Below are 20,832 nucleotides of genomic sequence, written 5' to 3'. Positions count from 1 at the left end.
CTTGTGGGAAAATCCGATGACAGCGACCGCGGACTGTGCTATACTGTTCCAGTGTTGCCGCAGCCAAATCTGCGGCACGCAATTTTAAAGCATATCCCTGCTGCATCCGGCGGTTTGCCGACTGCGGCAAAGATTATCGGACAAAGGAGTCGACACCATGGCACAAACTATTCCTGCCCGCAGTGAGATTGCGGAAAAATACACTTGGAAAATTACAGACCTTTTCCCCAACGACGACGCTTGGAAAGCCGAAATTGCCCGGCTGCGCAATTCGCTGACGGAACTGTCTTCCTATGCAGGACGACTTGACGAAAACGCACAGACGCTCTTGGCTTTTCTTCGGTTACAGGATCAGCTCACCGTAGACAGCGATCGCATGCTCTCCTATGCGTTTCGCAAAGCGGATGAGGACACCCGGGAGCCTGCCTATCAGGAGATGAGTGCTCAGGCTCACAATTTTTTGGTGGAATGGGAGCAGGCGCTTGCGTTTGAAACACCGGAATTATTGGCCATTGACGAAAAACGGTTGGATTCTTTCTATCAGAGCGAACCGGCCTTAGAGCACTACCGGCTTGTTTTGACCCGCATTCTGCGCAAAAAAGAACACACTTTATCCGCAGAGGGAGAAGGTCTTCTGGCTGCTGCCGGCAGCATGGGACAAGCTCCTGGCAATATTTTTGCGCTGTTGAACAACGCAGACCTGACCTTTGAGGATGCTGTGGACAGCCAGGGCACACATCATTCTCTTTCACACGGCAGTTACATTCCCATGATGGAATCTTCGGACCGCACTTTGCGCCAGTCGGCCTTTTGCTCTCTCTATGCAGGTTACGACCGACTGAAAAATACTTGCGCGGCGGTACTGAGCTCCCAGATGAAACAACTTCAATTTTTCGCAAAAGCACGCCGCTATCCCTCGGCCCTTCATGCGGCTTTGGCCGAAACGGAAGTGCCTGTGGAAATTTATCACAATTTGATTGAAACAGTCCACCAGCATCTGCCTTCTATGCACCGCTACGTCCGCCTGCGCAAAAAATTGCTGGGCCTGGACCAGCTTCATTATTATGATTTGTACGCACCCATGGTTGCCGACGAGCACATGGAAGTTCCCTTTGATATGGGCAAAGATCTGGCCAGAGAGGCACTGGCTCCTCTGGGCGAGGAATACCTGAAAATTCTCAATGAGGGATTTGAAAATCGCTGGATCGACGTGTATGAAAACCAAGGAAAACGCTCTGGCGCGTACTCGGCCGGAGTCTATGGGGTGCATCCCTTTGTGCTGCTCAACTACACCGATACTTTGAGCGATGCGTTCACCCTGGTGCATGAAATGGGACATGCCTTGCATTCCTATTTGTCCAATCATTGCCAAAGCCCCACATATGCGGACTACAAAATTTTTGTTGCGGAAGTTGCCTCCACTTGCAACGAAGCGCTGCTGATCCACCATTTGCTGGATGGTACCCAGGAACCGCGCCGCCGGGCCTATCTGATCAACCACTTTTTGGAGCGGTTCCGTGCTACTTTGTACCGGCAGACGATGTTTGCTGAATTTGAACTGTGGTGCAGCGAACAGACCCGCCAGGGCCAGGCATTGACAGCCGATTCTCTGTGTGAAAAATATGCGGAGCTGAATGGGCTATACTATGGGAAGGACATTGTCGCCGATCCGCAGATTGCTCTGGAGTGGGCACGTATTCCTCATTTCTACTACAATTTCTACGTGTATCAGTACGCTACGGGATTTGCCGCCGCTGTGGCATTGTCGCAACGTATTCTGCGTGAAGGCCAGCCGGCTGTAAAGGATTATCTCACGTTCCTCAGCGGCGGATGTTCTGCCGATCCGGTGACGCTGCTGCGCGGTGCCGGTGTGGATTTGTCTTCACCTGCTCCCATTGCGGACGCTTTGCAGTATTTTGATCAGCTTTTGAGCGAAATGGAATCTTTGATGACACTGTAAAATTGGGCCTGTCCAAAACTGGAAAATCTTTTCTTGTAGGAAAAACGCCCTTTATCGCTCTTATTTCTCTTTGTTTTTTATAAAAATTCACTTTTCTTCCACTTTTAGTTGCTTTTTCGCCTCTCTCTTGTTAAAATATAAACATATGTCTGCCGAACAGATACAAAAAAAGCCCCTTTTCTTGTCTGTCCGGCTGGCAAAATCCACTATTGTAAATGGGATAGGAAAGGAATGCACGCAATTGAAAAAGACAAGACTTTTGTCCTTGTTGTTGGCAGGCATCATGACCGTTTCTCTGGCCGCCTGCGGCGGTCAATCGGCCGTCACCAACAACCCGACGGACCAACAGACCAGCAGTACTTCTGCGACCGAAGAGGGAACTCGTCCTACTGAGCCCCAGGGTCAGTTGATCATCGGCAGCACCACGCAGATGGGCAACGATTTCTACGACCCCAGCTTCTCCAACAACGCCGTGAACTATAAGACATACGATCTGATTCACGGATATTCCACTGTTGTTTCGGATGTAGAAGGCTCTTGGGTTTATGACCCGACCGTCGTGGCCAGCCACGAAGAGACCGAAAATGAAGATGGAACCAAAACCTACACTGTCACCATCAACGATGGTCTGGTGTGGAGCGATGGCACTCCCATCACCGCGAAGGACTATGTTTTCCAGTTGTTGCTGGAGAGCTCTCCTGAGATGAACGGCGTGGACGGCTACCCCAGCCAGGCCGGCTATCCTCTGGTAGGCTATGATGAGTACTTCAACGGTGAGACCGAGTACTTTGCAGGCGTTCACCTGGTGGACGAGATGACTTATTCCGTCACCGTTCGTGCTGAGGAGCTGCCTTATCACTACGACATCACTTATGCTTTGGCGATGCCTCGTCCCATGCACGTGATTGCTCCGGACTGCGATGTTGAGGATACTGCGGACGGCGCAACCATCACTGGTGACTTCACCACTGAGCTGCTGCTCACAACCATCAACGATACCAACACCGGTTATCGTTACAACCCGACGGTCACTTGCGGCCCGTACCTCTTTGAGTCCTTTGACGTGGCCAGCGCACAGTGCACTCTGACGGTGAACCCCAACTATGCGGGCGACTACCGTGGAGTGAAACCCGTAATTGAGAAACTGATCATCAAAATGGTTAAGACCGACACGATGATCAACGAGCTGAAATCCGGTTCCGTTGACCTGCTGTTCCAGTGCAGTGGCGCTGACACCATCAACGGTGGTCTGGACTTGGTCGACGCGGGCGAGGCTCAGGACAACACCTTCTTCCGCAACGGCTACGGCAAGGTGCAGTTCGACTGCAGCCAGTTCCCCACTGACTCTGCAAATGTTCGTCAGGCCATTGCTTACTGCTTGGACCGCAACGAGTTTGCCCGTCAGTACAGCGGTGGTTATGCCGCAGTGGTTCACTCCTATTATGGCTTGGCTCAGTGGGAGTATCAGGAGTCCAAGGACTGGATCGACCAGAACTTGAGCACCTATGAGAAGAACTTGGAAGAGGCTAAGAAACTGCTGGAAGAGGACGGCTGGACCTTGAATGCAGACGGCACTCCGTACTCCGGCACTGGTCTGCGCTATAAAGATGTCAATGGCGAGCTGAAACCTCTGGTGATCGAGTGGGCCAACACCGACGGCAACCCCGTTTCTGACTTGCTGGCCACCATGCTGCCTGAGGCCATGACTGAAATCGGCATGCAGTTGAATCCCACCACCATAGACTTCCCCACTCTGCAGGCTGCTATCACCCACAGCGGTGACAAGATTTACAACATGTACAACCTGGCTACCGGCTTCTCTCTGGCCAGCTCTCCGTGGTACTACTACTCCACCGATCCCGTTTGGATGCAGGGCGGCTACAATAGCAACTGGATTGCCGATGAGGAATTGGCAGCGGCTGCTGAAGCTCTGAAGGCTATCCCCTATGAGGATGATGAGGCTTGGCTGTCTGCTTGGCAGAACTTCATCAAAGTCTGGAACGAAAAACTTCCTGACATTCCTCTGTACTCCGATGAGTACTATGATTTCTTCTCCAATAAGCTGCACGGCTGGAAGTCCACCTCTGTTTGGGAGTGGTCCCGTGCTGTCCTGGATGCTTGGGTTGACGCCTAAGCCTCATCCAGTTTGACGAGCGTCCGGCGGACCCCCCGCATTGTGACCGGGGTCCGCCGGATTTTCCTTATTGCAGCCTCTTCCACAAGGGGGAAGCAGGCTCCGCTTTGCCGGTGCTCCGGGCGTGGAGCCAATCTTTAAATATTTGAAACGGAGGAACGGTGAATGGGAAAAAGTAGATACCTTTTAAAGCGATTCATCTATATCGTCTTTGTCTTCTTTATCATTTCTATTCTGATGTTCGCGATTTATAAATCCATGCCCGGCGATCCGGTTGAAATCATGCTGGGCGACAGCAAGACCACTATGAAACCCGAGGCTTACCAGGCTCTGTATGAAAATACGCGTAAGTCGTTGGGTCTGGACAACCCTCTGCCCGTGCAGTATTTTGCCTGGATGGGCAATATGCTCACCGGCAATTTCGGTTATTCCACACAATACAAGCAAGAGGTCATCAACATCATCGGCGGACCTATGGCCAACACGGTTCTTTTGAACCTTTTGACCATGTTTGTGGTCTTTGTTATCTCTATTCCCTTGGGCATTGCCACTGCCGTTCGAAAAAACGGTGTTTTTGATAAAACGGTTCAGGTCGTGACCATCATAGGATACAGCATTCCCACTTTCATCGTGGCGTTGTTGGCCATTTTCCTTTTTTCTGTCAAAATTCCTATTTTCCCCATCAGTGGCGTCCGAACAGCCGGATCCACAGCCACAGGACTTGCGGGTATGATGGATATGCTGTACCATATGGCGCTGCCGGTTTTGGTCATGAGCGTATCTGGCATTGGTGGAATCACCCGTTATGTGCGCGCTGCTATGATCGACGTTCTTCGCATGGACTATATTAAAACGGCTCGTGCCAAAGGTCTTTCCGAAAAAGTCGTCATCTATATTCACGCGTTTCGCAACGCTTTGATTCCGATCGTAACCGTCACTACTTGGTGGGTTGTAGGTCTGTTCGGCGGTTCCATCGTTATCGAGACCGTATTTTTATGGCCCGGCCTTGGAAAAATGCTGATTGACGGCCTGCTTCAACGTGACTTTGCAGTGGTTTTGACCATGCAAATGTTCTATGTAATATTGTCTTTGGCCGGAAACGTAGTCATGGATATCGCTTACACGCTGGTCGATCCCCGCGTACGGCTGGACAGCTAAAGGAGGGAAGAGGATGCAAAAAAACAAAAAGAACAAACGCTCCACGGCGTCTGTGGCCGCTCAGCGTATGCTTCTGGGTGGTCTGCCGCAGGAGGAAGAAGAGGTTCTGCAGAGCCCGCTGCAAATGGCGTTCGGTGCCTTTGTAAAGGACAAAATCGCCATGATCGGTGTGATTTTGTTTGTCTTCATCTTCCTGTGCTGTATATTTCTTCCCTACTTCTTCCCCATTGATCTGTACTATCAGGATGTAACACAGGCAAACGTGGCTCCCGGTTTTGGAATGCTGAACGTTCCCAACCAGTTAAAAAACAACGCCCAGGACCTTTCTGTGGGAAGTTCTTTCTCCGTGGGACTGGACAAGGACGGAAACGTTTATGAATGGGGTACTTTCCCCAACTCAAAGCTGAAAAACATTCCCAGCACCAGCGAGACTGGAAAGCTTGTCCAAGTTTCGGCTGGTCTTGACCATATCATTGCCGCCAACGAGGACGGACAGATTTTCACTTGGGGCAACGACCGCATGGGATTGAACACCATTCCTATGGAGCTGCGCTCCGGTGGCAACGACATCAAGCAAATCTTGGCTGGTTATCAGATTTCTCTGGTTCTCACAGAGGACGGAGAGATGTACAACTGGGGCAGTGACTATCTGTTGAACATTGTCTATCCGGAAGGCGTACAGGGCAACATCGAGAAATTTGCGGCCAGCACCAACATCGTCATGGTACTGACCAAAGATGGCGAGGTTGTTCCCTTGACCAGCAAAGCCTCCGCTTACACCAATATTCCCGAAGAGATTCAGGGCGATGTAGTGGACCTGGCTCTCACAGATGAAAGCGCCGCTGCTGTTACCTCCGATGGACGCGTTTACACCTGGGGCAACAACATCAAAAAGACCCTGGATGTTCCCGAGGAGATTCAGGGACAAGTGGCTTCCTTATCCAGCGGACGTTATCACTTTACTGCTGTTTTGAAAGATGGTACCCTTTGCAGTTGGGGCGACAATACGCATGGTCAAACCAATGCCCCGGAGGGCGTTGCTGTTTCTTCGGTGGAGAGCGGCTACTATGCCAACTATGCCATCACAGAAGATGGTTCTGTGGTTTCCTGGGGCCTGAAAGGTTACCTGATGGGCACAGACTCCTTGGGTCGCGATTTGTTCCGCCGCCTGCTGGTGGGTGGTCGTATGACCATGACCGTGGGTGCCATTGCGGTTATCATCTCCACCATCATTGGCATTGTCGTCGGTGGTATCTCCGGTTACAAAGGCGGCAAAGTGGACAACCTGTTGATGCGTCTGACTGAAATTGTATCTTCCATTCCTTTCCTTCCTTTCTGTATTATTTTGTCTTCTATTTTGGGCAATTCGATCAGCGAAACGCAGCGCATCATCCTGATCATGTGCATTTTGGGTCTTTTGTCTTGGCCCGGTATTGCACGACTTGTCCGCGGCAGCGTTCTTGCCGAGCGTGAACAGGAATTTGTCACCGCTGCCAAAGCGCTGGGCGTTCGGGAGTTTGGCATCATCTTCCGCCACATCGTTCCGAACATTATTACTGTTATCATCGTCAATGCGACCTTAAACTTTGCAACTTGCATGTTGACCGAGTCCTCTCTGTCCTTTATCGGCTTTGGTGTCACAGAACCCAATGCTACATGGGGCAATATGTTGACCGGTGCGCAAAATGGTCAGGTCATTGAAAACTACTGGTGGCGCTGGGCATTCCCGGCTCTGATGCTTGGCATCTGCACCATCAGCATCAACTGTATCGGTGACGGCCTGCGCGACGCCATTGACCCCAAATCGAAGGAGAGGTGAGAAACGCATGAGTCTGTTGGAAGTCAAAAATCTGCACACCTATTTCACTACGAAAAAAGGAATCGTCAAAGCAGTAAATGACGTCAGTTACACGCTGGAGGCCGGTAAAACACTGGGCATCGTCGGTGAGTCTGGTTCAGGCAAAAGCGTATCCGCCATGAGCATTCTTCGGCTGCTGGACGGCAATGGCTACATTGAGAGTGGAGAGATCACGTTCAATGGCCGCAATATTTTGGAATGCAGCGTTAAGGACTTGCACCATATCCGCGGCAACGAAATCTCTGTCATCTTTCAGGAACCGATGACCTCTCTCAATCCGGTGTTCACCATTGAGCGCCAAATCGGCGAGGTTCTTCGCCTGCATCAAAATCTGGACAAAAAGGCCGCCTATCAAAGAGTGGTCAGTCTGTTGTCCGACGTAAAGATTCCTAACCCGGATCGGGTTGCCAAACAGTATCCCTTCCAGTTGTCCGGCGGTATGCGCCAGCGCGTCATGATTGCTATGGCCCTGGCCTGCAAACCCAAACTGCTGATTGCAGACGAGCCTACCACTGCTTTGGACGTTACCATCCAAGCTCAGATTTTGAAATTGATGAATGAGCTCAAGCAGCAGACCGGTACTTCGATTCTGTTCATTACCCACGATTTGGGTGTCATTCATGAAATGGCCGATGATGTAGCCGTTATGTACTGCGGACAAATTGTGGAAAAAGCGGACGCCAAAACGATTTTCCATAATGGAGTCTATTCCCATCCTTACACAGAGGGCCTGATGATCTCGATTCCTCGGCTCAATACTCCTAAGGATAAGCGGCTGGAGGCCATTCCGGGCTCTGTTCCCAATCCTCTGTATTTGCCGACGGGCTGCAAATTTGCTCCTCGCTGCAAATACTGCACCGAAAAGTGCAAAACCAGTGAACCTTCCTTGCAGCAGGTAGGCCCTGACCATTATATCCGGTGCTTCTATCCGGAGAAGGCGGTGAGAAATAAACATGGAGAATGAAAACCGTAATGTGCTGCTGACGGTCCGGGATTTGAAGCAGTATTTCCCGATTAAAAAGACCAAATTCCGCGAAAAACAGCGTTATGTACGTGCCAACGACGGCATCTCCCTGGATATTTACGCCGGCGAGACATTGGGCCTTGTAGGCGAGTCCGGCTGCGGAAAATCGACTTTTGGCCGCACGCTGCTGCAGCTCTATCCTCAAACTCACGGTCAGGTCATTTATCATAAGAATGGCGAAGACATTGATTTAAAAACGCTCTCCAAAGAGCAGATGCGTGTTCTGCGCAAGGATTTGCAACTGATCTTCCAAGATCCCTACTCTTCTTTGAACCCCCGTATGACGGTAGGACAAATTATCGGAGAAGGTCTTGTATCCCACGGTGTATTCAAGCGTGGCGACCCCGCCATGCGAGATTATATCTTCCAGGTTATGGAGAACTGCGGTTTGGCCAGCTATATGTTTGGCCGCTATCCGCACCAATTCTCCGGCGGTCAGCGTCAGCGCATCGGCATTGCCCGCAGCTTGGCCTTGAATCCCGCTTTTGTGGTCTGTGACGAGGCTGTATCCGCACTGGATGTTTCCATTCAGTCGCAAATTTTAAACCTTCTGTCAGATTTGAAGGAAAAGCAAAACCTGACGTACTTGTTTATCACTCACGATTTGAGCGTGGTCAAGTATATCAGCGACCGCATCGGCGTTATGTACTTGGGCAACATGGTGGAACTTGCCCCCACAGAGGAACTGTTTGCCAATACACTGCATCCCTACACGGAAGCACTGTTGTCGGCGATTCCGGTGGTGGATGAAGATGACAAGCGGGAGAGAATCCTTCTGGAAGGCGATATTCCCAGCCCGGTCAATCCGCCTTCGGGCTGTAAATTCCACACCCGTTGCCGTTACTGCCAGCAGAAGTGCAAAGAAGAAGTGCCCGAGTGGACCGATGTTGGCAACAATCATTTTGTGACCTGCCACTTCCCACTGCACCATAAGGAGTGAGTTTTCATGCTGTTTGGGAAAAAGATCAACCGGATCCTCAATGTCCGAAAGGCAGAAGAGCGCTTTGAAAAAGAACGTGAAGAGCTGCCTTTGGAGAAAAATGACCGGCTGGCTATGATTTTAGCCGCCCTCGTGGTATTTGTGCCCGTTTTCCTCGGCGTTGTAGCCGTGTTTCTGTTGGTACTTTATCTATTTTTCTTCCGGCATCTATAAGCCCATGGCAGCAATGTAGAAATGGGCAACCGACGGTTACGCTCAATTTTTGGGGTGCAGTACCCTGAAATATCTTTTATGGTTATAAAAACCCCCAGGCTTGGCCTGGGGGTTTTTTGTTTGATAAAAGCCCTTGGACGCGGATAAATCCCAAGGTTTTATGGTCTACTTGCGCCATTCGTCCCATATTCCCGCAAACAAATTGTTCTTTAAGCAGACAAAATAAAAGGCTCCACTCATCGGAACATTTTCAATTTCAAATTTCGCCAATGTTCCCGTTTTTAATTCATGCTCCACGACCGGCGCGTATAGAAAAGAAACGCCCAACCCATCTGTCACAAGCGACTTAATCGTAGCAAAATCACTGATTGTGACAACGCGTGGAAAACTGCGAAGGGTTCGATTTCGCCGACGCAGCGCATCCTCAAAAATTGCCCGTGTTCCCGAACCCGGTTCTCGAATAATGATTCGTTCTCCATTCAATTCATCGAGCTGTACCGACCGATTTGCCAGACGGTGTCCCGGCGGACAAACTCCGAAGAATTTCTCTTGTCGATAAAGTTTTGTATCGTAGCGGCTGCTTTCAAAAAAGCCTTCGACCAAAATAAAATCCAGTCTTCCTGCTTCCAGCGCCCGAAGAAGAACTTGGGTGTTATCTACTAACAGCGAAAAATTTGCGTCTGGATGTGCTCGCAAAAAACGTTCTACCTTCGGTGCGATCACATATTCTCCGATGGTTTTGGATGTTCCTACTCTAAGAGAAATGGGCGATTCAGCCTTCATCGCCCACTCGATTTGCTGGCTATTGTATGCCATGGAACGAGCAAATTCGCGCAGTCTCATTCCCGCCTCTGTGAGCCTGAGAACCTTTCCCTCATAAGAAAACAAGCGACATCCGTAGTGTTCCTCCAAATAGTGAATATGGTGAGTCACAGCGGGCTGTGTCAAGCATAGCTGCTGTGCCGCACGGGTATAATTCATTGTCTCGCAAACTTTTAAAAACGTTGTCCACCGCGGATCTAACATAGCGATCACCCATTAATTAAATTTATTGTATCATTATAATTCTTCATTTTATTTTATCGTTGATCTAGGGTATAATCAAGACCGGTCAAATAAAATCCATCCGAAAAGAGAGATTGCAAATGGAAAATGTTAAAAGAGTATTTCCCGGTCTGATCCTTTGTCTTGTTCTGGCTGTTCCCTGCTGGTTTTTGGGGCATGCCTTTCCGGTCATAGGCGGACCAGTGTTCGCGATTTTAGCCGGAATGATTGTCTCAATGATCCTTCGGGATAAAACCTGCTTCCAGCACGGCATCGCCTTCACATCCAAGAAGATTCTTCAATATGCAGTAATCTTGCTTGGATTTGGCCTGAACCTATCCCAAATTGCCAAGGTTGGACTGCTTTCCCTTCCCATCATCTGTTCGACTATCACCATTTCTCTTTTGATTGCATTTTTTCTTCGCAAGCGTCTGTCTATGCCGGCCAATATCTCTGTGCTCGTAGGGGTTGGATCCTCTATCTGCGGCGGTTCCGCGATTGCGGCCACCGCTCCGGTCATTGGCGCAGACGATGAAGAAATTGCCCAATCCATCTCCGTTATTTTCCTGTTTAACATCCTGGCAGCATTGTTTTTTCCCACACTGGGCGGTCTGTTGGGTATGAGCAATGAAGGATTTGGGCTTTTCGCCGGCACCGCCATCAACGACACCTCCTCCGTAACGGCGGCTGCGGCGACCTGGGATACTCTTCATGGCACTGGCGGAGCAGTCTTGGAATATGCCACCATTGTCAAACTGACCCGTACACTGGCCATCATTCCCATTACACTGGCACTGGCTTTCTGGCGCACATGGCAGGTAAAACGGGGTGGGCAAGTGTCCAGCGGGTCCTTTGAGATGAAAAAAATCTTTCCCTTTTTCATCCTTTTCTTTGTACTCGCTTCCATCATCACCACTGTTTCCACACTTGCGGGTGTAGACGCCGCTCTGTTTCAACCCTTTAAAGAGCTCTCCAAATTCTTTATCATTTTGGCAATGGCTGCCATCGGTCTCAACACCGATTTGATCAAACTGATTAAAACCGGTGGAAAGCCCATCTTGATGGGTGCTTGTTGCTGGTTCGGCATCACTTGCGTAAGTTTGCTGATGCAGCACCTGGAAGGACTTCTTTGATTTTGCGAAAGGAAGGATTCTCATGTACGACATTCTGATTATCGGGGCTGGCCCCGCGGGTATCAGCGCGGGAATCTATGCGGTCAGCCGTGGAAAAAAGGCACTCATTCTTGAAAAAGCAGCGGTAGGCGGTCTGATTGGAAACGTCTCTACGGTCACACACTACACAGCTCTGGAACCCAACGAAACCGGTGCAAGTTTTGCTGCGCGCATGAAGCAACAGGCCCTGGATGCCGGCGTGGAAATTGCCTATGAGACTGTCACGCATGTGGAACTAAGAGGCGAGGTAAAAACCATCCACACCAACAAAGGCATTCACCAGGCCCGGCGCGTGATTTTGGCGAACGGCGGCACACCTCGTCAACTGGGGATCCCCGGTGAAAAGGAATTAGCCGGAAAAGGAATGGGCATGAACGCCGCTCGGGATGGTGCCCAATACATGGGCAAAAATCTTTACGTAGTGGGCGGCGCAGACGGCGCGGTCAAAGAAGCCTTGTATCTTGCCTGCCTGGCGCGAAAGGTGACCATTCTTCACTTTGAGGATCACCTGGGATGCATTGCTGAATTTCGTCAAAAAGTGGCTGCCGCCAAAAATATTTCTCTTCGCCTAAATTCTCGCCTGCAGCGCGTTTGGGGCAAGAACTGCGTGGAAAAACTGGAAATTCTCAATGTCTTAGACCAGAGTACCGACCGAATCGAAGATCCGGGCTGCGGTATCTTTGTATACGCCGGAATTTCTCCCAACACCGAACAATACACCGAGCTTGAGATGCAGGATGGATACATTCTTACCAACGAAAAAATGGAAACCTCCGTGCCCGGCGTATATGCGGTCGGAGACATTCGTGCAAAGCAGGTTCGGCAAGTGGCCACTGCGGTCGCGGAAGGCGCCATCGCTGCCATCAACGCCTGTCTATAAAGGCCTCCCTCCATTGAACGGTCCGTGAACCCTTGTGGTTCGCGGACCGTTTTATGCTGTTTTGCTTGCACAGTACTCCTGTACCCTTTATACTGAAAGCAAAGCCGGGAGGGACGCTTATGTTTTACGATCTTTACACACAGGCCGGAAAAAATTTGTCTGGAATTCCTTGGCAAAACTATCCACGGCCACAGATGCGGCGGAACAGTTTTTTCAATCTGAACGGTATCTGGCAATTCACCGTGCAGCCGGAACCCGAACTGCCTCACCTATATGAGCGTACCATTTTGGTTCCTTTCTGTCCGGAAAGTCTTTTGTCCGGCGTGCACACCTGTTTTCCCCAGGGAAGTTTCCTATTTTATCGCCGTACCTTTACACTGCCTGCCGGATTTGTTCAAAATCGGGTTTTGCTGCACATTGGAGCCGCGGACCAATTTCTGGACTGTTTTCTAAACGGGGAACAGATTGGCTCTCATGAAGGCGGTTATGAAGCCATGACATTTGATCTTACCTGCGCGCTAAAAGAACAAAATGAGCTTGTTCTGCGCGTGAAAGATGATTTGCGCTCCCATGTACAGCCTTATGGAAAGCAGGTATCCAAACGAGGCGGTATGTGGTACACGCCCGTCTCCGGTATTTGGCAGACGGTTTGGCTGGAAAGTGTTCCGGAAAAATACATTCACCGTTTGGAGATTCTTGCTGACGGTGAACAAGCAGTGATCGATACCAAAGATCGGACACTCTTTGGGACCGTGACCGTACACACACCGCAAGGGCTGATAAAAATTCCACTGGAAGAGGGACGGGCCGTGGTTCGCCCTGAAAATCCCCGACTTTGGAGTCCTGAAGATCCCTATTTGTATTTTTTTGCAGTAAAGACGGATGAGGACTGTGTGGAAAGTTATTTTGCTCTTCGTTTTCTGAGCATTCAAAAAATCAACGGATTTACGCGGCTGTGTCTCAACGGAAAACCATTCTTTTTTCACGGTGTGTTGGACCAAGGGTATTTCAGCGACGGATTGTTCACGCCCGCCGCACCCGAATGCTACGAACAAGACATTCGCACCATGAAGGAACTGGGATTTAACACGCTGCGCAAGCATATCAAACTCGAACCCGAGGAGTTTTATTACCAGTGCGACCGGCTGGGCATGGTGGTTTTTCAGGACATGGTCAACAATGGCGATTACAAGTTTATGCGGGACACGCTTTTGCCTACTCTCGGGTTCCAGTCCCGCCGGGATTCGAAAATGCATCCGGACCCGGATACGCGCAAGGCTTTTCTGCGGGGTATGGAAGCCACAGTGACCCAGTTAAAAAATCACCCCTGTATCTGTCTGTGGACCATTTTTAATGAAGGATGGGGACAGTTTGATGCGAGCCAAGTCTATGCACATCTGCGATCTTTGGACGCAAGCCGCTTTATTGACACGGCTTCGGGCTGGTTTCGAGGCGGAGATACCGATGTGGACAGCCGCCATATCTACTTTGGCCCCTGGCGGCTTCGCGCAGGCGAAAAGCCACTGCTTTTGACAGAGTTCGGCGGCGCTTGTCTGGGTGTGGAGGGACACATGTTTCATCCAGAAAAAGCTTATGGGTACAGCACCTGCAAAAACCAGAAGGAACTGGAGCAAAGGCTTTTATCCATGTACGAAAAATATGTTCTTCCCGCCGCCAGCAAAGGTTTGTGCGGTGCTATTTATACGCAACTGTCCGATGTAGAGGACGAAATCAACGGACTTATCACATGGGACCGTCAAATAGTCAAAGTAAACGCTGCTGTGCTGCGTGCGATTGCAAAAGAGCTGCAGCATGCAGTAGAAACATAAAAGACCGGCCGCAAACCTTTTAGGTTTGCGGCCGGCTTTTCTTTCCTTAACGATACGCTCTGCGAAAAATCTCTGCACAATCCTCATCCGTCATCTCACAAGGATTCGCTGCGAACAGCCCGCCCTGCATGGATCGGGCGCCCTTTGCCAGTGTCATACACTCATCCACCGAAACACCGTAATCGCTCATCTTCAAATCTGCCACCCCACAGGCCTTTTGGAGTTCCAACAGTGCAGTCAAAAACTCCTCGGGCTGCGTTGCATTCCGGCGTCCCATCGCTCGCGCCATTTTTACAAAGGCATCGTCACAGGCATGACGTTCGATAAAAAACTGTGCAAATGCCTGTGAAATCATAATGAGGCCTGCACCGTGGGGGAGATTGTGATGATAGGCACTCAGCGAATGTTCCATGCTGTGCTGCGCCGTGGTGCTGGTGAGCTGCATCGTGATGCCTGCCATCGTGCTGCCGTAAGCCACGTGTTCCCTTGCTTGCAAATCTTCTCCATCGGCCACGGCTCTCGGCAGATACGTCGCAATGTTCTCAATGGAGGACAGGGCAATGGCCTCGCTGAGAACGTTGCGGCCTCGAGACATCATTACCTCCGTGTGGTGGAAAAGTGCATCAAATCCCTGATAAGCCGTATAGCGGGAAGGAACCGTGCGCATCAGTTCCGGGTCAACAATGGCCAGCACTGGCGTTAGACGCGGATCTCCAAAACCGATTTTCTCTTGGGTATCGAGATTGGAGATAACACCCCAACAGTTTACTTCCGAACCGGTTCCCGCAGTAAGCGTAATCGTCACAATGGGCAGGCCAGGATGAACAAGCGCTTTTCCCTTTCCGGTTCCTCCGCACACATAGTCCCACAAATCTCCTTCGTTGGTGGCCATGGCTGCAATTGCCACGGAAGAGTCCAACACTGCGCCTCCGCCCAGCGCCACAATAAAATCACAGCCCTCGTTCCGTGCAAAGGCCGCGCCTTCCATAATCATTTCCCGAACGGGATTTTCCATCACTTTATCAAATAAAGCATACTCCACTCCAGCCTCAGCAAGCTGTACAAACGTTCTGTCCAATGCGCCGCTGACGCGGGCGGATTTTCCGTTTGATGTTAAAAGCAGTGCCTTTTTGCCCGGCATCGGCTGCTTTCCCAACTGATTAAGCATTCCTTTTCCAAACAAAATACGGGTGGGATTGTAAAAATCAAACTGCATATTCATGGTGGGTTCCTTCCTTTCCATTTTCTCTTTAGTGGAATGATAAACCCTGGAGTAAACTCTAAGTCAAGTACTTTTTATGGAATTCGCACTCTCGCACCAAAACGTTTATCCAAATTTTTTCCGCATCCATTGCTTTTTTACAAGTTTGTTGTAGTTACAACAGACAGAGAAAGGTTTTTTCTGTATACTGAAATCAACAAACCAACAGAGGAGTTCTTTTATGATTCGAAAAATCATTCACATTGATCAGGAAAAATGCAACGGCTGCGGACTTTGTGCCAAGGCCTGTCATGAAAATGCCATCGGCATGGTAAACGGAAAAGCACACCTGCTGCGAGATGACTACTGCGATGGACTGGGAGACTGTTTGCCCGCCTGCCCTACCGGCGCCATCACCTTTGTAGAGCGCGAGGCCGCAGCCTACGACGAGGCGGCGGTACGTGCCAATCAGGCTCGGCTTGCTGCCCAGCCCTGCGGCTGTCCGGGAAGCCAAAGCCGCGCGCTCGCCCCTCAGAGCGGTGAAAACGCTGAGGTTCCTTCGCAACTGCGCCAATGGCCTGTGCAAATCAAATTGGCACCTGTGCGCGCTACCTATTTTAACGGCGCAGACCTTTTGATTGCAGCAGACTGTACCGCGTATGCTTATGGAAACTTTCACCGGGACTTCATTCAGGGACGCATCACACTGGTGGGCTGCCCAAAGCTGGACGCAGTGGATTACGCAGAAAAATTGACCGTCATTCTGCAGGAAAATAAAATTCGCTCTCTAACAGTCGTACGCATGGAAGTACCTTGCTGCGGCGGCATTGAGCAGGCAGTTCGCCGGGCCATTGCTCAAAGCGGAAAGGCCATCGATTGCCGTGTGGTCACGTTGTCCACAGACGGAAAGATTCTGTAAAACAAAACCGTCCCCCTCCCATGGGGGACGGTTTTGTGCTATGATGAAGGCGCGAAAGGGGTATTTTTATGATTTTATACACACCCGAATGCTTTCTTCCTTTTTCTTGTATTGCACAGCGATGCTCCGATTCCTGCTGTGTGGGCTGGGAGATTTCCATTGACACACTGTCCCTGAAACGCTATGAACAAACCGAAGGGCCGTTCGGTGACCGGCTGCGGCATGGTATTTTACAAAGTTCCGAAGGGGCCCGGTTCCGTCTTTCTCCGAACGGGCGCTGCGTCTTTTTAAATCGACAGGGCCTGTGTGAGATTTATCTGAATTTGGGCAAAGATGCCTTATGTGAGATCTGCAGCAAACATCCTCGTTTTTTTGAATGGTACGGTCCCGTGGAAGAAGCCGGACTGGGTCTTTGCTGTGAAGAGGCCACGCGGCTTTGGTTTTCCCAGACGCTTCCGCTGCGTTTTTATAAAAAGGAAATTCCCGGTGAAGGCACCGAGGCTCCGGCATGGTACAATCCTCTCGTAAAAGTTCGGCAAACGGCTTTTTCTTTTTTGCAGGATACCTCGCTTTCCTTTTTTCACCGGCTGGCGCTTATGGTGGCATTGTGCGGCCATGTACAGGACTGTATGGACCGGAATGCACCCGAGGACATCGCCGCAGTGCTAGACTTTTATGCCTGTCCGGACCAAGTTTTGACAGCACTGCGCGGAGCTGTGGAATTTGATGGAAACCTAAAAACAGCCGTTTTGGAGGAGTTTCAAACGCTGGATGCCATGGACCCCGGCTGGACCGACCGGCTGCGAGCTGCACATCCCTGCTCTGTGTGCACCTGTGCGCTTGTGGATTGGCCTGAAAAAGTTGCTCTTTATCTGACTTACCGATATCTTTTGAAGGCCTGCTTTGACGGTGACATACTGGGAAGAGGAAAGTGGATCGCACTGTCCTGTATTGTGCTTATGTTTTTGAGCGCGGATGTCCCGGACGAAAAAGGACTTTTTGTGCTGGCAAAGGACTTTTCGAAAAATGTGGAATACTGTCCGGCCAACTTGGAAAAACTTGCCCGGGATATGGAGCGCCCCTGTTTTTCCGCCGCATCCATTCTCGGCTTTCTGTTGAAAGACTAATTTTTGTTCTTTTGTGCGCGGATGAGAAGCATCATGGGACGGCGCAGCTCATCCTTCATGCCCGGCAAATCCATCATGGATGCAGGCGGCTCGGGTTCCACCAGACGTGTGATGCAAAAACCGCTGTCCAAAAGGCCATTCACAATGGCCGTAAGCGTGTGATGATACTTTTGAACCGGACACCCAAGAAAGACCGCTTCTCGAGACCCCTGCAGAAAATACCGGTCCACCGGCCAGCAGAGAATCCGCCCTTGCTGGTCGTACATCCAATCTTGCGGGCCCTGGGCAGTGAACACCGGGTGCTCCATGGAAAGCACAAAACTGCCGCCTTCGCGCAAAGTGCGGTAAACGTTTCGAAAAACCGGTTCCAAATTCTCAATGTAATGCAGAGCCAAAGAGGAAAGCACCACATCAAAGGACTTTTCCGGGTAGTTGTATTCCTCGATGCCGCATTGCCGATACTCCACGCCTTTGCGTGCATTTTTCGTGCGGGCCACTTGCAGCATATGCTCGGATATATCAAGCCCCAGTGCGCTCTGCGCGCCCTGGTCCATGGCCCAGGCACAATGCCAGCCATACCCGCACCCCAAATCCAGCAACACTTTTCCTTCCATTTTTGGAAGAAGTTTTTTCAATTCTGACCACTCACCAGCGCCTTCCAGTCCTTTTTGCGACCGGAGCATCTGCGCGTATTGTTCAAAAAAAGTTTCATCGTCGTAGTTGTTTCTCATTTTTTCTCTCTCATTCGTTTTTTGTTATGGTAACATGCAGCGCGCTTTTGTGCAATGGCATTGCATTCCAGCCGTTTTTCCTTTACAATACATGGGTAAAGTTTTGTTTTCAGGAGGCATGTTTTATGGCTGGTTCCCTTATGGGCGCACTGTTCGCGCTGGGGGCGCTTGTCCCCAGTTTTTTGTTGGTTTTCTTTCCGCCGCGCAAACGGCCCGGACAGCTTCCTACCATGGAGGGACCTTTGACGGCCATGGAATATGCCGGCCGCGCCGGCTGCCTTCTGGTGTGCTGTTTTTCAGGCGATATTTTCACGCCCCATTTCGGCCTTTTGTTTTGGTGCTCTTTGGTCCTCTTGGTACTGTATTGGCTTATGTGGGTCCGCTTTTTCAAAGGTGGACGGGACTTCCGGCTGCTGTATGCACCTGTGGGCCCGATTCCCATTCCCATGGCACTTTTGCCGCTATGCCTATTCTGGGTGATGGCTTTGTGGGGACGGAGCATCGGACTTGCCCTGGTAACGCTTGTTTTGGCCCTGGGCCATGTGCCGTCCAGTTGGCGCATCGCCCGTGCGCTCAACGGACTTGAAGACTGATTTGCAAACCCGAAAAGGGTATTATATAATGACATCAGCTCTAGAAAAAAGGAGAAAAGAATCATGGATTATCCACAGCTTGCTCAACTCATGTTCCCCCACACGGAGCATGACGTAGAATACTATCTGAAAAAATACGGACCGCGGGATCTGCCCGAAGGCGCCATTGTCACCCGCTACGCTCCCAGCCCCACGGGATTCATTCACATGGGCGCGCTGTACGCATCCTTTGTGTCCCGGACTTTTGCAAAGCAGACTGGTGGTGTGTTCTACCTGCGCATTGAGGACACCGACACCAAACGCACCGTGGACAACGGTATTCAGCTTATCATCGATGATCTGAAGAAATTCGGCGTGGTCTTTGATGAGGGCCCCATCAGCCAGACAGAGGCTGTGGGCGATTACGGCCCCTACATCCAAACCCAGCGCAAGGAGATTTACGACACCTTTGTCAAGCATTTGGTGGCCGAAGGCAAAGCATACCCTTGCTTCTGCACACCGGAAGAGCTGGAAGAGATTCGGGCTCAGCAAGAGGCCAATAAAGAGCCTATCATCGGATACTGGGGCAAATACGCCAAATACCGCGATTTGGACCCCGCCGAAGCGGCCCGACGCATTGAGGCCGGCGAACCTTATGTGGTACGGCTGAAAAGTTTTGGCGATCCCAATCACAAAGAGACGTTCCGGGATGAGATCAAAGGAAAGCTCACTGTTCCGGAGAACTGTCTGGACATCGTAATCATGAAGGGCGATGGATTCCCCACCTATCACTTTGCGCACTTTGTAGACGACACGCTGATGCGCACCACTCATGTGATTCGCGGAGACGAATGGATCGCTTCTCTGCCCATTCATCTGCAGTTGTTCCGCACCTTCGGGTTCCAGCCGCCCAAGTACGCCCATATTTCCCCGTTGATGAAGACCGAAGACGGCTCCACTCGAAAATTGTCCAAACGCAAAGACCCGGAGTGCGCCATCAGTTACTACTTTGAGATCGGTATGCCCACGGAATCCATTTTGCTGTACCTTGCCACTATTTGCAACAGCGATTTTGAAGACTGGTACATGAAGAACCCGGGCGCGAAAATCGAAGATTTTACATTCCGGTTCAATCACATTGGAAAATCCGGCGCCATCTACGATTTGGCCAAGCTTTACAACATTTCGAAAGGCTATGTCAGCCGTATGAAGGCCCAAGAGCTGTACGACCGGTCTGCACCGTTCCTGAAAGAATATGACCCGGATTTCTATGCGCTGTACAGCCGGGATGAGGCCTACTCGGTGGCGGCTTTGAACATTGACCGTGAAAAACCAAAACCCCGTAAGGACATTGCAGTCTACGGCGACATCAAGGCGCAAATTTGGTATTTATACGACGAATTGTTCCAAACCCCATGGCAGGATAATACCATCATCGACCAGGCGATTTTGGACGATTATTTCTCCAATGTCTACGACCCTGCTGACGACAGCGCTGCATGGATGGAAAAGGTAAAGGCCTTCGCTCCCAAACACGGCTACGCTTCGGACGTAAAAGAGTACAAAAAGAATCCGGACGGATACAAAGGACACTTTGGCGCCATCTGCGGCATGCTGCGGTACTTGGTCACCGGACAGACCAATTCGCCGGATCTGTACTCCATTTTGCATTTACTGGGCGGTCCGCGCGTTTTGGCTCGCTGGGACGCCTATAAGGCATGGGCGAAATGAGCGATTTGCAACTTCGTCTTGCCCGGGTAGAAAATGCCGCAGAACTTTTAGAAATTTATGCGCCTTATGTGGAAAACACAGCGGTGACGTTTGAATGTGAGGTCCCCTCGCTGGGGGAATTTACTGGTCGTATCCAGCGTATTTTGGAAAAATACCCCTATCTGACGGCCTGGGATGGGAAACGAATCTTGGGATATGCCTATGCGGGAGCTTTTCACGAGCGGGCCGCTTACGGCTGGTCGGTAGAGACCACCATTTATCTTCGGCCGGACATGCGCCGTCAAGGAATGGGACGGCGGCTGTACACTGCACTGGAACAAGCCTTGGCTGCCCAGAACA

18 protein-coding genes are annotated in these 20,832 nt (G+C 50.7%); 15 read left to right on the top strand and 3 right to left on the bottom strand.

The window, feature by feature from the left end; translation table 11 throughout:
* Positions 1–157 precede the first annotated feature (157 nt).
* The 7 genes from pepF to AB5H98_RS06635 all read left to right on the top strand — a co-directional run bounded on the left by pepF (position 158) and on the right by AB5H98_RS06635 (position 9,287).
* Complete coding sequence (pepF, locus tag AB5H98_RS06665) at positions 158–1,960, top strand: oligoendopeptidase F (protein WP_367925134.1); 1,803 nt, start codon at positions 158–160, stop codon at positions 1,958–1,960.
* Between the two features lie 241 nt (positions 1,961–2,201).
* The gene (locus AB5H98_RS06660; protein ID WP_367925133.1) at positions 2,202–4,094 is read left to right on the top strand and encodes an ABC transporter substrate-binding protein; all 1,893 of its coding nucleotides are present in this window, start codon (positions 2,202–2,204) and stop codon (positions 4,092–4,094) included.
* A gap of 165 nt (positions 4,095–4,259) precedes the next feature.
* On the top strand, positions 4,260–5,252 hold the full coding sequence (locus AB5H98_RS06655) for an ABC transporter permease (protein WP_367925132.1): 993 nt from the start codon (positions 4,260–4,262) through the stop codon (positions 5,250–5,252).
* Positions 5,253–5,265: 13 nt separating this feature from the next.
* On the top strand, positions 5,266–7,071 hold the full coding sequence (locus AB5H98_RS06650) for an ABC transporter permease subunit (protein WP_367925131.1): 1,806 nt from the start codon (positions 5,266–5,268) through the stop codon (positions 7,069–7,071).
* 7 nt (positions 7,072–7,078) lie between these two features.
* Positions 7,079–8,074, top strand: a complete 996-nt coding sequence (locus AB5H98_RS06645; RefSeq protein ID WP_367925130.1) for an ABC transporter ATP-binding protein — start codon at positions 7,079–7,081, stop codon at positions 8,072–8,074.
* Positions 8,064–9,074, top strand: coding sequence for an ABC transporter ATP-binding protein (locus AB5H98_RS06640; RefSeq protein ID WP_367925129.1), 1,011 nt, complete (start codon positions 8,064–8,066; stop codon positions 9,072–9,074). Before AB5H98_RS06645 ends, AB5H98_RS06640 begins: the two co-directional genes overlap by 11 nt.
* A gap of 6 nt (positions 9,075–9,080) precedes the next feature.
* On the top strand, positions 9,081–9,287 hold the full coding sequence (locus AB5H98_RS06635; RefSeq protein ID WP_367925128.1) for a hypothetical protein: 207 nt from the start codon (positions 9,081–9,083) through the stop codon (positions 9,285–9,287).
* 165 nt (positions 9,288–9,452) lie between these two features.
* On the opposite strand, the gene AB5H98_RS06630 is transcribed toward AB5H98_RS06635, so the two are convergent.
* The gene (locus AB5H98_RS06630; RefSeq protein ID WP_367925127.1) at positions 9,453–10,313 is read right to left on the bottom strand and encodes a LysR family transcriptional regulator; all 861 of its coding nucleotides are present in this window, start codon (positions 10,311–10,313) and stop codon (positions 9,453–9,455) included.
* Between the two features lie 119 nt (positions 10,314–10,432).
* Here AB5H98_RS06630 and AB5H98_RS06625 point away from each other — a divergent pair, with 119 nt between their 5' ends.
* From AB5H98_RS06625 to AB5H98_RS06615, 3 genes are all read left to right on the top strand, one after another.
* On the top strand, positions 10,433–11,464 hold the full coding sequence (locus AB5H98_RS06625) for a YeiH family protein (protein WP_367925126.1): 1,032 nt from the start codon (positions 10,433–10,435) through the stop codon (positions 11,462–11,464).
* A gap of 22 nt (positions 11,465–11,486) precedes the next feature.
* Positions 11,487–12,383 (top strand): NAD(P)/FAD-dependent oxidoreductase, encoded by an 897-nt coding sequence (locus AB5H98_RS06620; protein WP_367925125.1) that lies wholly within the window; start codon positions 11,487–11,489, stop codon positions 12,381–12,383.
* 119 nt (positions 12,384–12,502) lie between these two features.
* Positions 12,503–14,212 (top strand): glycoside hydrolase family 2 protein, encoded by a 1,710-nt coding sequence (locus tag AB5H98_RS06615; RefSeq protein WP_367925124.1) that lies wholly within the window; start codon positions 12,503–12,505, stop codon positions 14,210–14,212.
* Positions 14,213–14,258: 46 nt separating this feature from the next.
* Here the strand turns inward: AB5H98_RS06615 and AB5H98_RS06610 are convergent, their stop codons facing one another.
* Positions 14,259–15,428: an iron-containing alcohol dehydrogenase gene (locus tag AB5H98_RS06610; RefSeq protein WP_367925142.1), complete on the bottom strand. Its 1,170-nt coding sequence runs from the start codon at positions 15,426–15,428 to the stop codon at positions 14,259–14,261.
* A gap of 226 nt (positions 15,429–15,654) precedes the next feature.
* Between AB5H98_RS06610 and AB5H98_RS06605 the strand changes: the two genes are divergently transcribed.
* On the top strand, positions 15,655–16,332 hold the full coding sequence (locus tag AB5H98_RS06605; protein ID WP_367925123.1) for a 4Fe-4S binding protein: 678 nt from the start codon (positions 15,655–15,657) through the stop codon (positions 16,330–16,332).
* A gap of 68 nt (positions 16,333–16,400) precedes the next feature.
* Positions 16,401–17,459, top strand: a complete 1,059-nt coding sequence (fliB, locus tag AB5H98_RS06600; protein WP_367925122.1) for a flagellin lysine-N-methylase — start codon at positions 16,401–16,403, stop codon at positions 17,457–17,459.
* On the opposite strand, the gene AB5H98_RS06595 is transcribed toward fliB, so the two are convergent.
* Positions 17,456–18,190 carry a class I SAM-dependent methyltransferase gene (locus AB5H98_RS06595; RefSeq protein ID WP_367925121.1) on the bottom strand — a complete coding sequence of 245 codons (735 nt, stop codon included), beginning with the start codon at positions 18,188–18,190 and terminating at the stop codon, positions 17,456–17,458. The two genes, fliB and AB5H98_RS06595, sit on opposite strands and share 4 nt — an antisense overlap.
* 125 nt (positions 18,191–18,315) lie before the next feature.
* Between AB5H98_RS06595 and AB5H98_RS06590 the strand changes: the two genes are divergently transcribed.
* The 3 genes from AB5H98_RS06590 to AB5H98_RS06580 all read left to right on the top strand — a co-directional run.
* Complete coding sequence (locus AB5H98_RS06590) at positions 18,316–18,783, top strand: hypothetical protein (RefSeq protein WP_367925120.1); 468 nt, start codon at positions 18,316–18,318, stop codon at positions 18,781–18,783.
* Between the two features lie 63 nt (positions 18,784–18,846).
* Entirely contained in the window at positions 18,847–20,493 is a 1,647-nt protein-coding gene (gene gltX / locus AB5H98_RS06585; RefSeq protein WP_367925119.1) for a glutamate--tRNA ligase, read from the top strand.
* Positions 20,481–20,832, top strand: a 352-nt coding sequence (locus tag AB5H98_RS06580; protein ID WP_367925118.1) for an N-acetyltransferase family protein, incomplete at its 3' end; no start/stop codon positions are given. The genes gltX and AB5H98_RS06580, both read left to right, overlap by 13 nt.

Source organism: uncultured Ruthenibacterium sp., assembly GCF_963558415.1.
Lineage (GTDB): Bacteria > Bacillota > Clostridia > Oscillospirales > Ruminococcaceae > Ruthenibacterium.
This window is presented reverse-complemented; position numbering and strand designations above follow the sequence as displayed.

Bases quoted from the DNA above. Each gene is read 5' to 3' on its own strand.
- pepF (WP_367925134.1), top strand. From the start codon at position 158: ATGGCACAAACTATTCCTGCCCGCAGTGAGATTGCGGAAAAATACACT.
- AB5H98_RS06655 (WP_367925132.1), top strand. From the start codon at position 4,260: ATGGGAAAAAGTAGATACCTTTTAAAGCGATTCATCTATATCGTCTTT.
- AB5H98_RS06650 (WP_367925131.1), top strand. From the start codon at position 5,266: ATGCAAAAAAACAAAAAGAACAAACGCTCCACGGCGTCTGTGGCCGCT.
- AB5H98_RS06645 (WP_367925130.1), top strand. From the start codon at position 7,079: ATGAGTCTGTTGGAAGTCAAAAATCTGCACACCTATTTCACTACGAAA.
- AB5H98_RS06640 (WP_367925129.1), top strand. From the start codon at position 8,064: ATGGAGAATGAAAACCGTAATGTGCTGCTGACGGTCCGGGATTTGAAG.
- AB5H98_RS06635 (WP_367925128.1), top strand. From the start codon at position 9,081: ATGCTGTTTGGGAAAAAGATCAACCGGATCCTCAATGTCCGAAAGGCA.
- AB5H98_RS06630 (WP_367925127.1), bottom strand. From the start codon at position 10,313: ATGTTAGATCCGCGGTGGACAACGTTTTTAAAAGTTTGCGAGACAATG.
- AB5H98_RS06625 (WP_367925126.1), top strand. From the start codon at position 10,433: ATGGAAAATGTTAAAAGAGTATTTCCCGGTCTGATCCTTTGTCTTGTT.
- AB5H98_RS06620 (WP_367925125.1), top strand. From the start codon at position 11,487: ATGTACGACATTCTGATTATCGGGGCTGGCCCCGCGGGTATCAGCGCG.
- AB5H98_RS06615 (WP_367925124.1), top strand. From the start codon at position 12,503: ATGTTTTACGATCTTTACACACAGGCCGGAAAAAATTTGTCTGGAATT.
- AB5H98_RS06610 (WP_367925142.1), bottom strand. From the start codon at position 15,428: ATGCAGTTTGATTTTTACAATCCCACCCGTATTTTGTTTGGAAAAGGA.
- AB5H98_RS06605 (WP_367925123.1), top strand. From the start codon at position 15,655: ATGATTCGAAAAATCATTCACATTGATCAGGAAAAATGCAACGGCTGC.
- fliB (WP_367925122.1), top strand. From the start codon at position 16,401: ATGATTTTATACACACCCGAATGCTTTCTTCCTTTTTCTTGTATTGCA.
- AB5H98_RS06595 (WP_367925121.1), bottom strand. From the start codon at position 18,190: ATGAGAAACAACTACGACGATGAAACTTTTTTTGAACAATACGCGCAG.
- AB5H98_RS06590 (WP_367925120.1), top strand. From the start codon at position 18,316: ATGGCTGGTTCCCTTATGGGCGCACTGTTCGCGCTGGGGGCGCTTGTC.
- gltX (WP_367925119.1), top strand. From the start codon at position 18,847: ATGGATTATCCACAGCTTGCTCAACTCATGTTCCCCCACACGGAGCAT.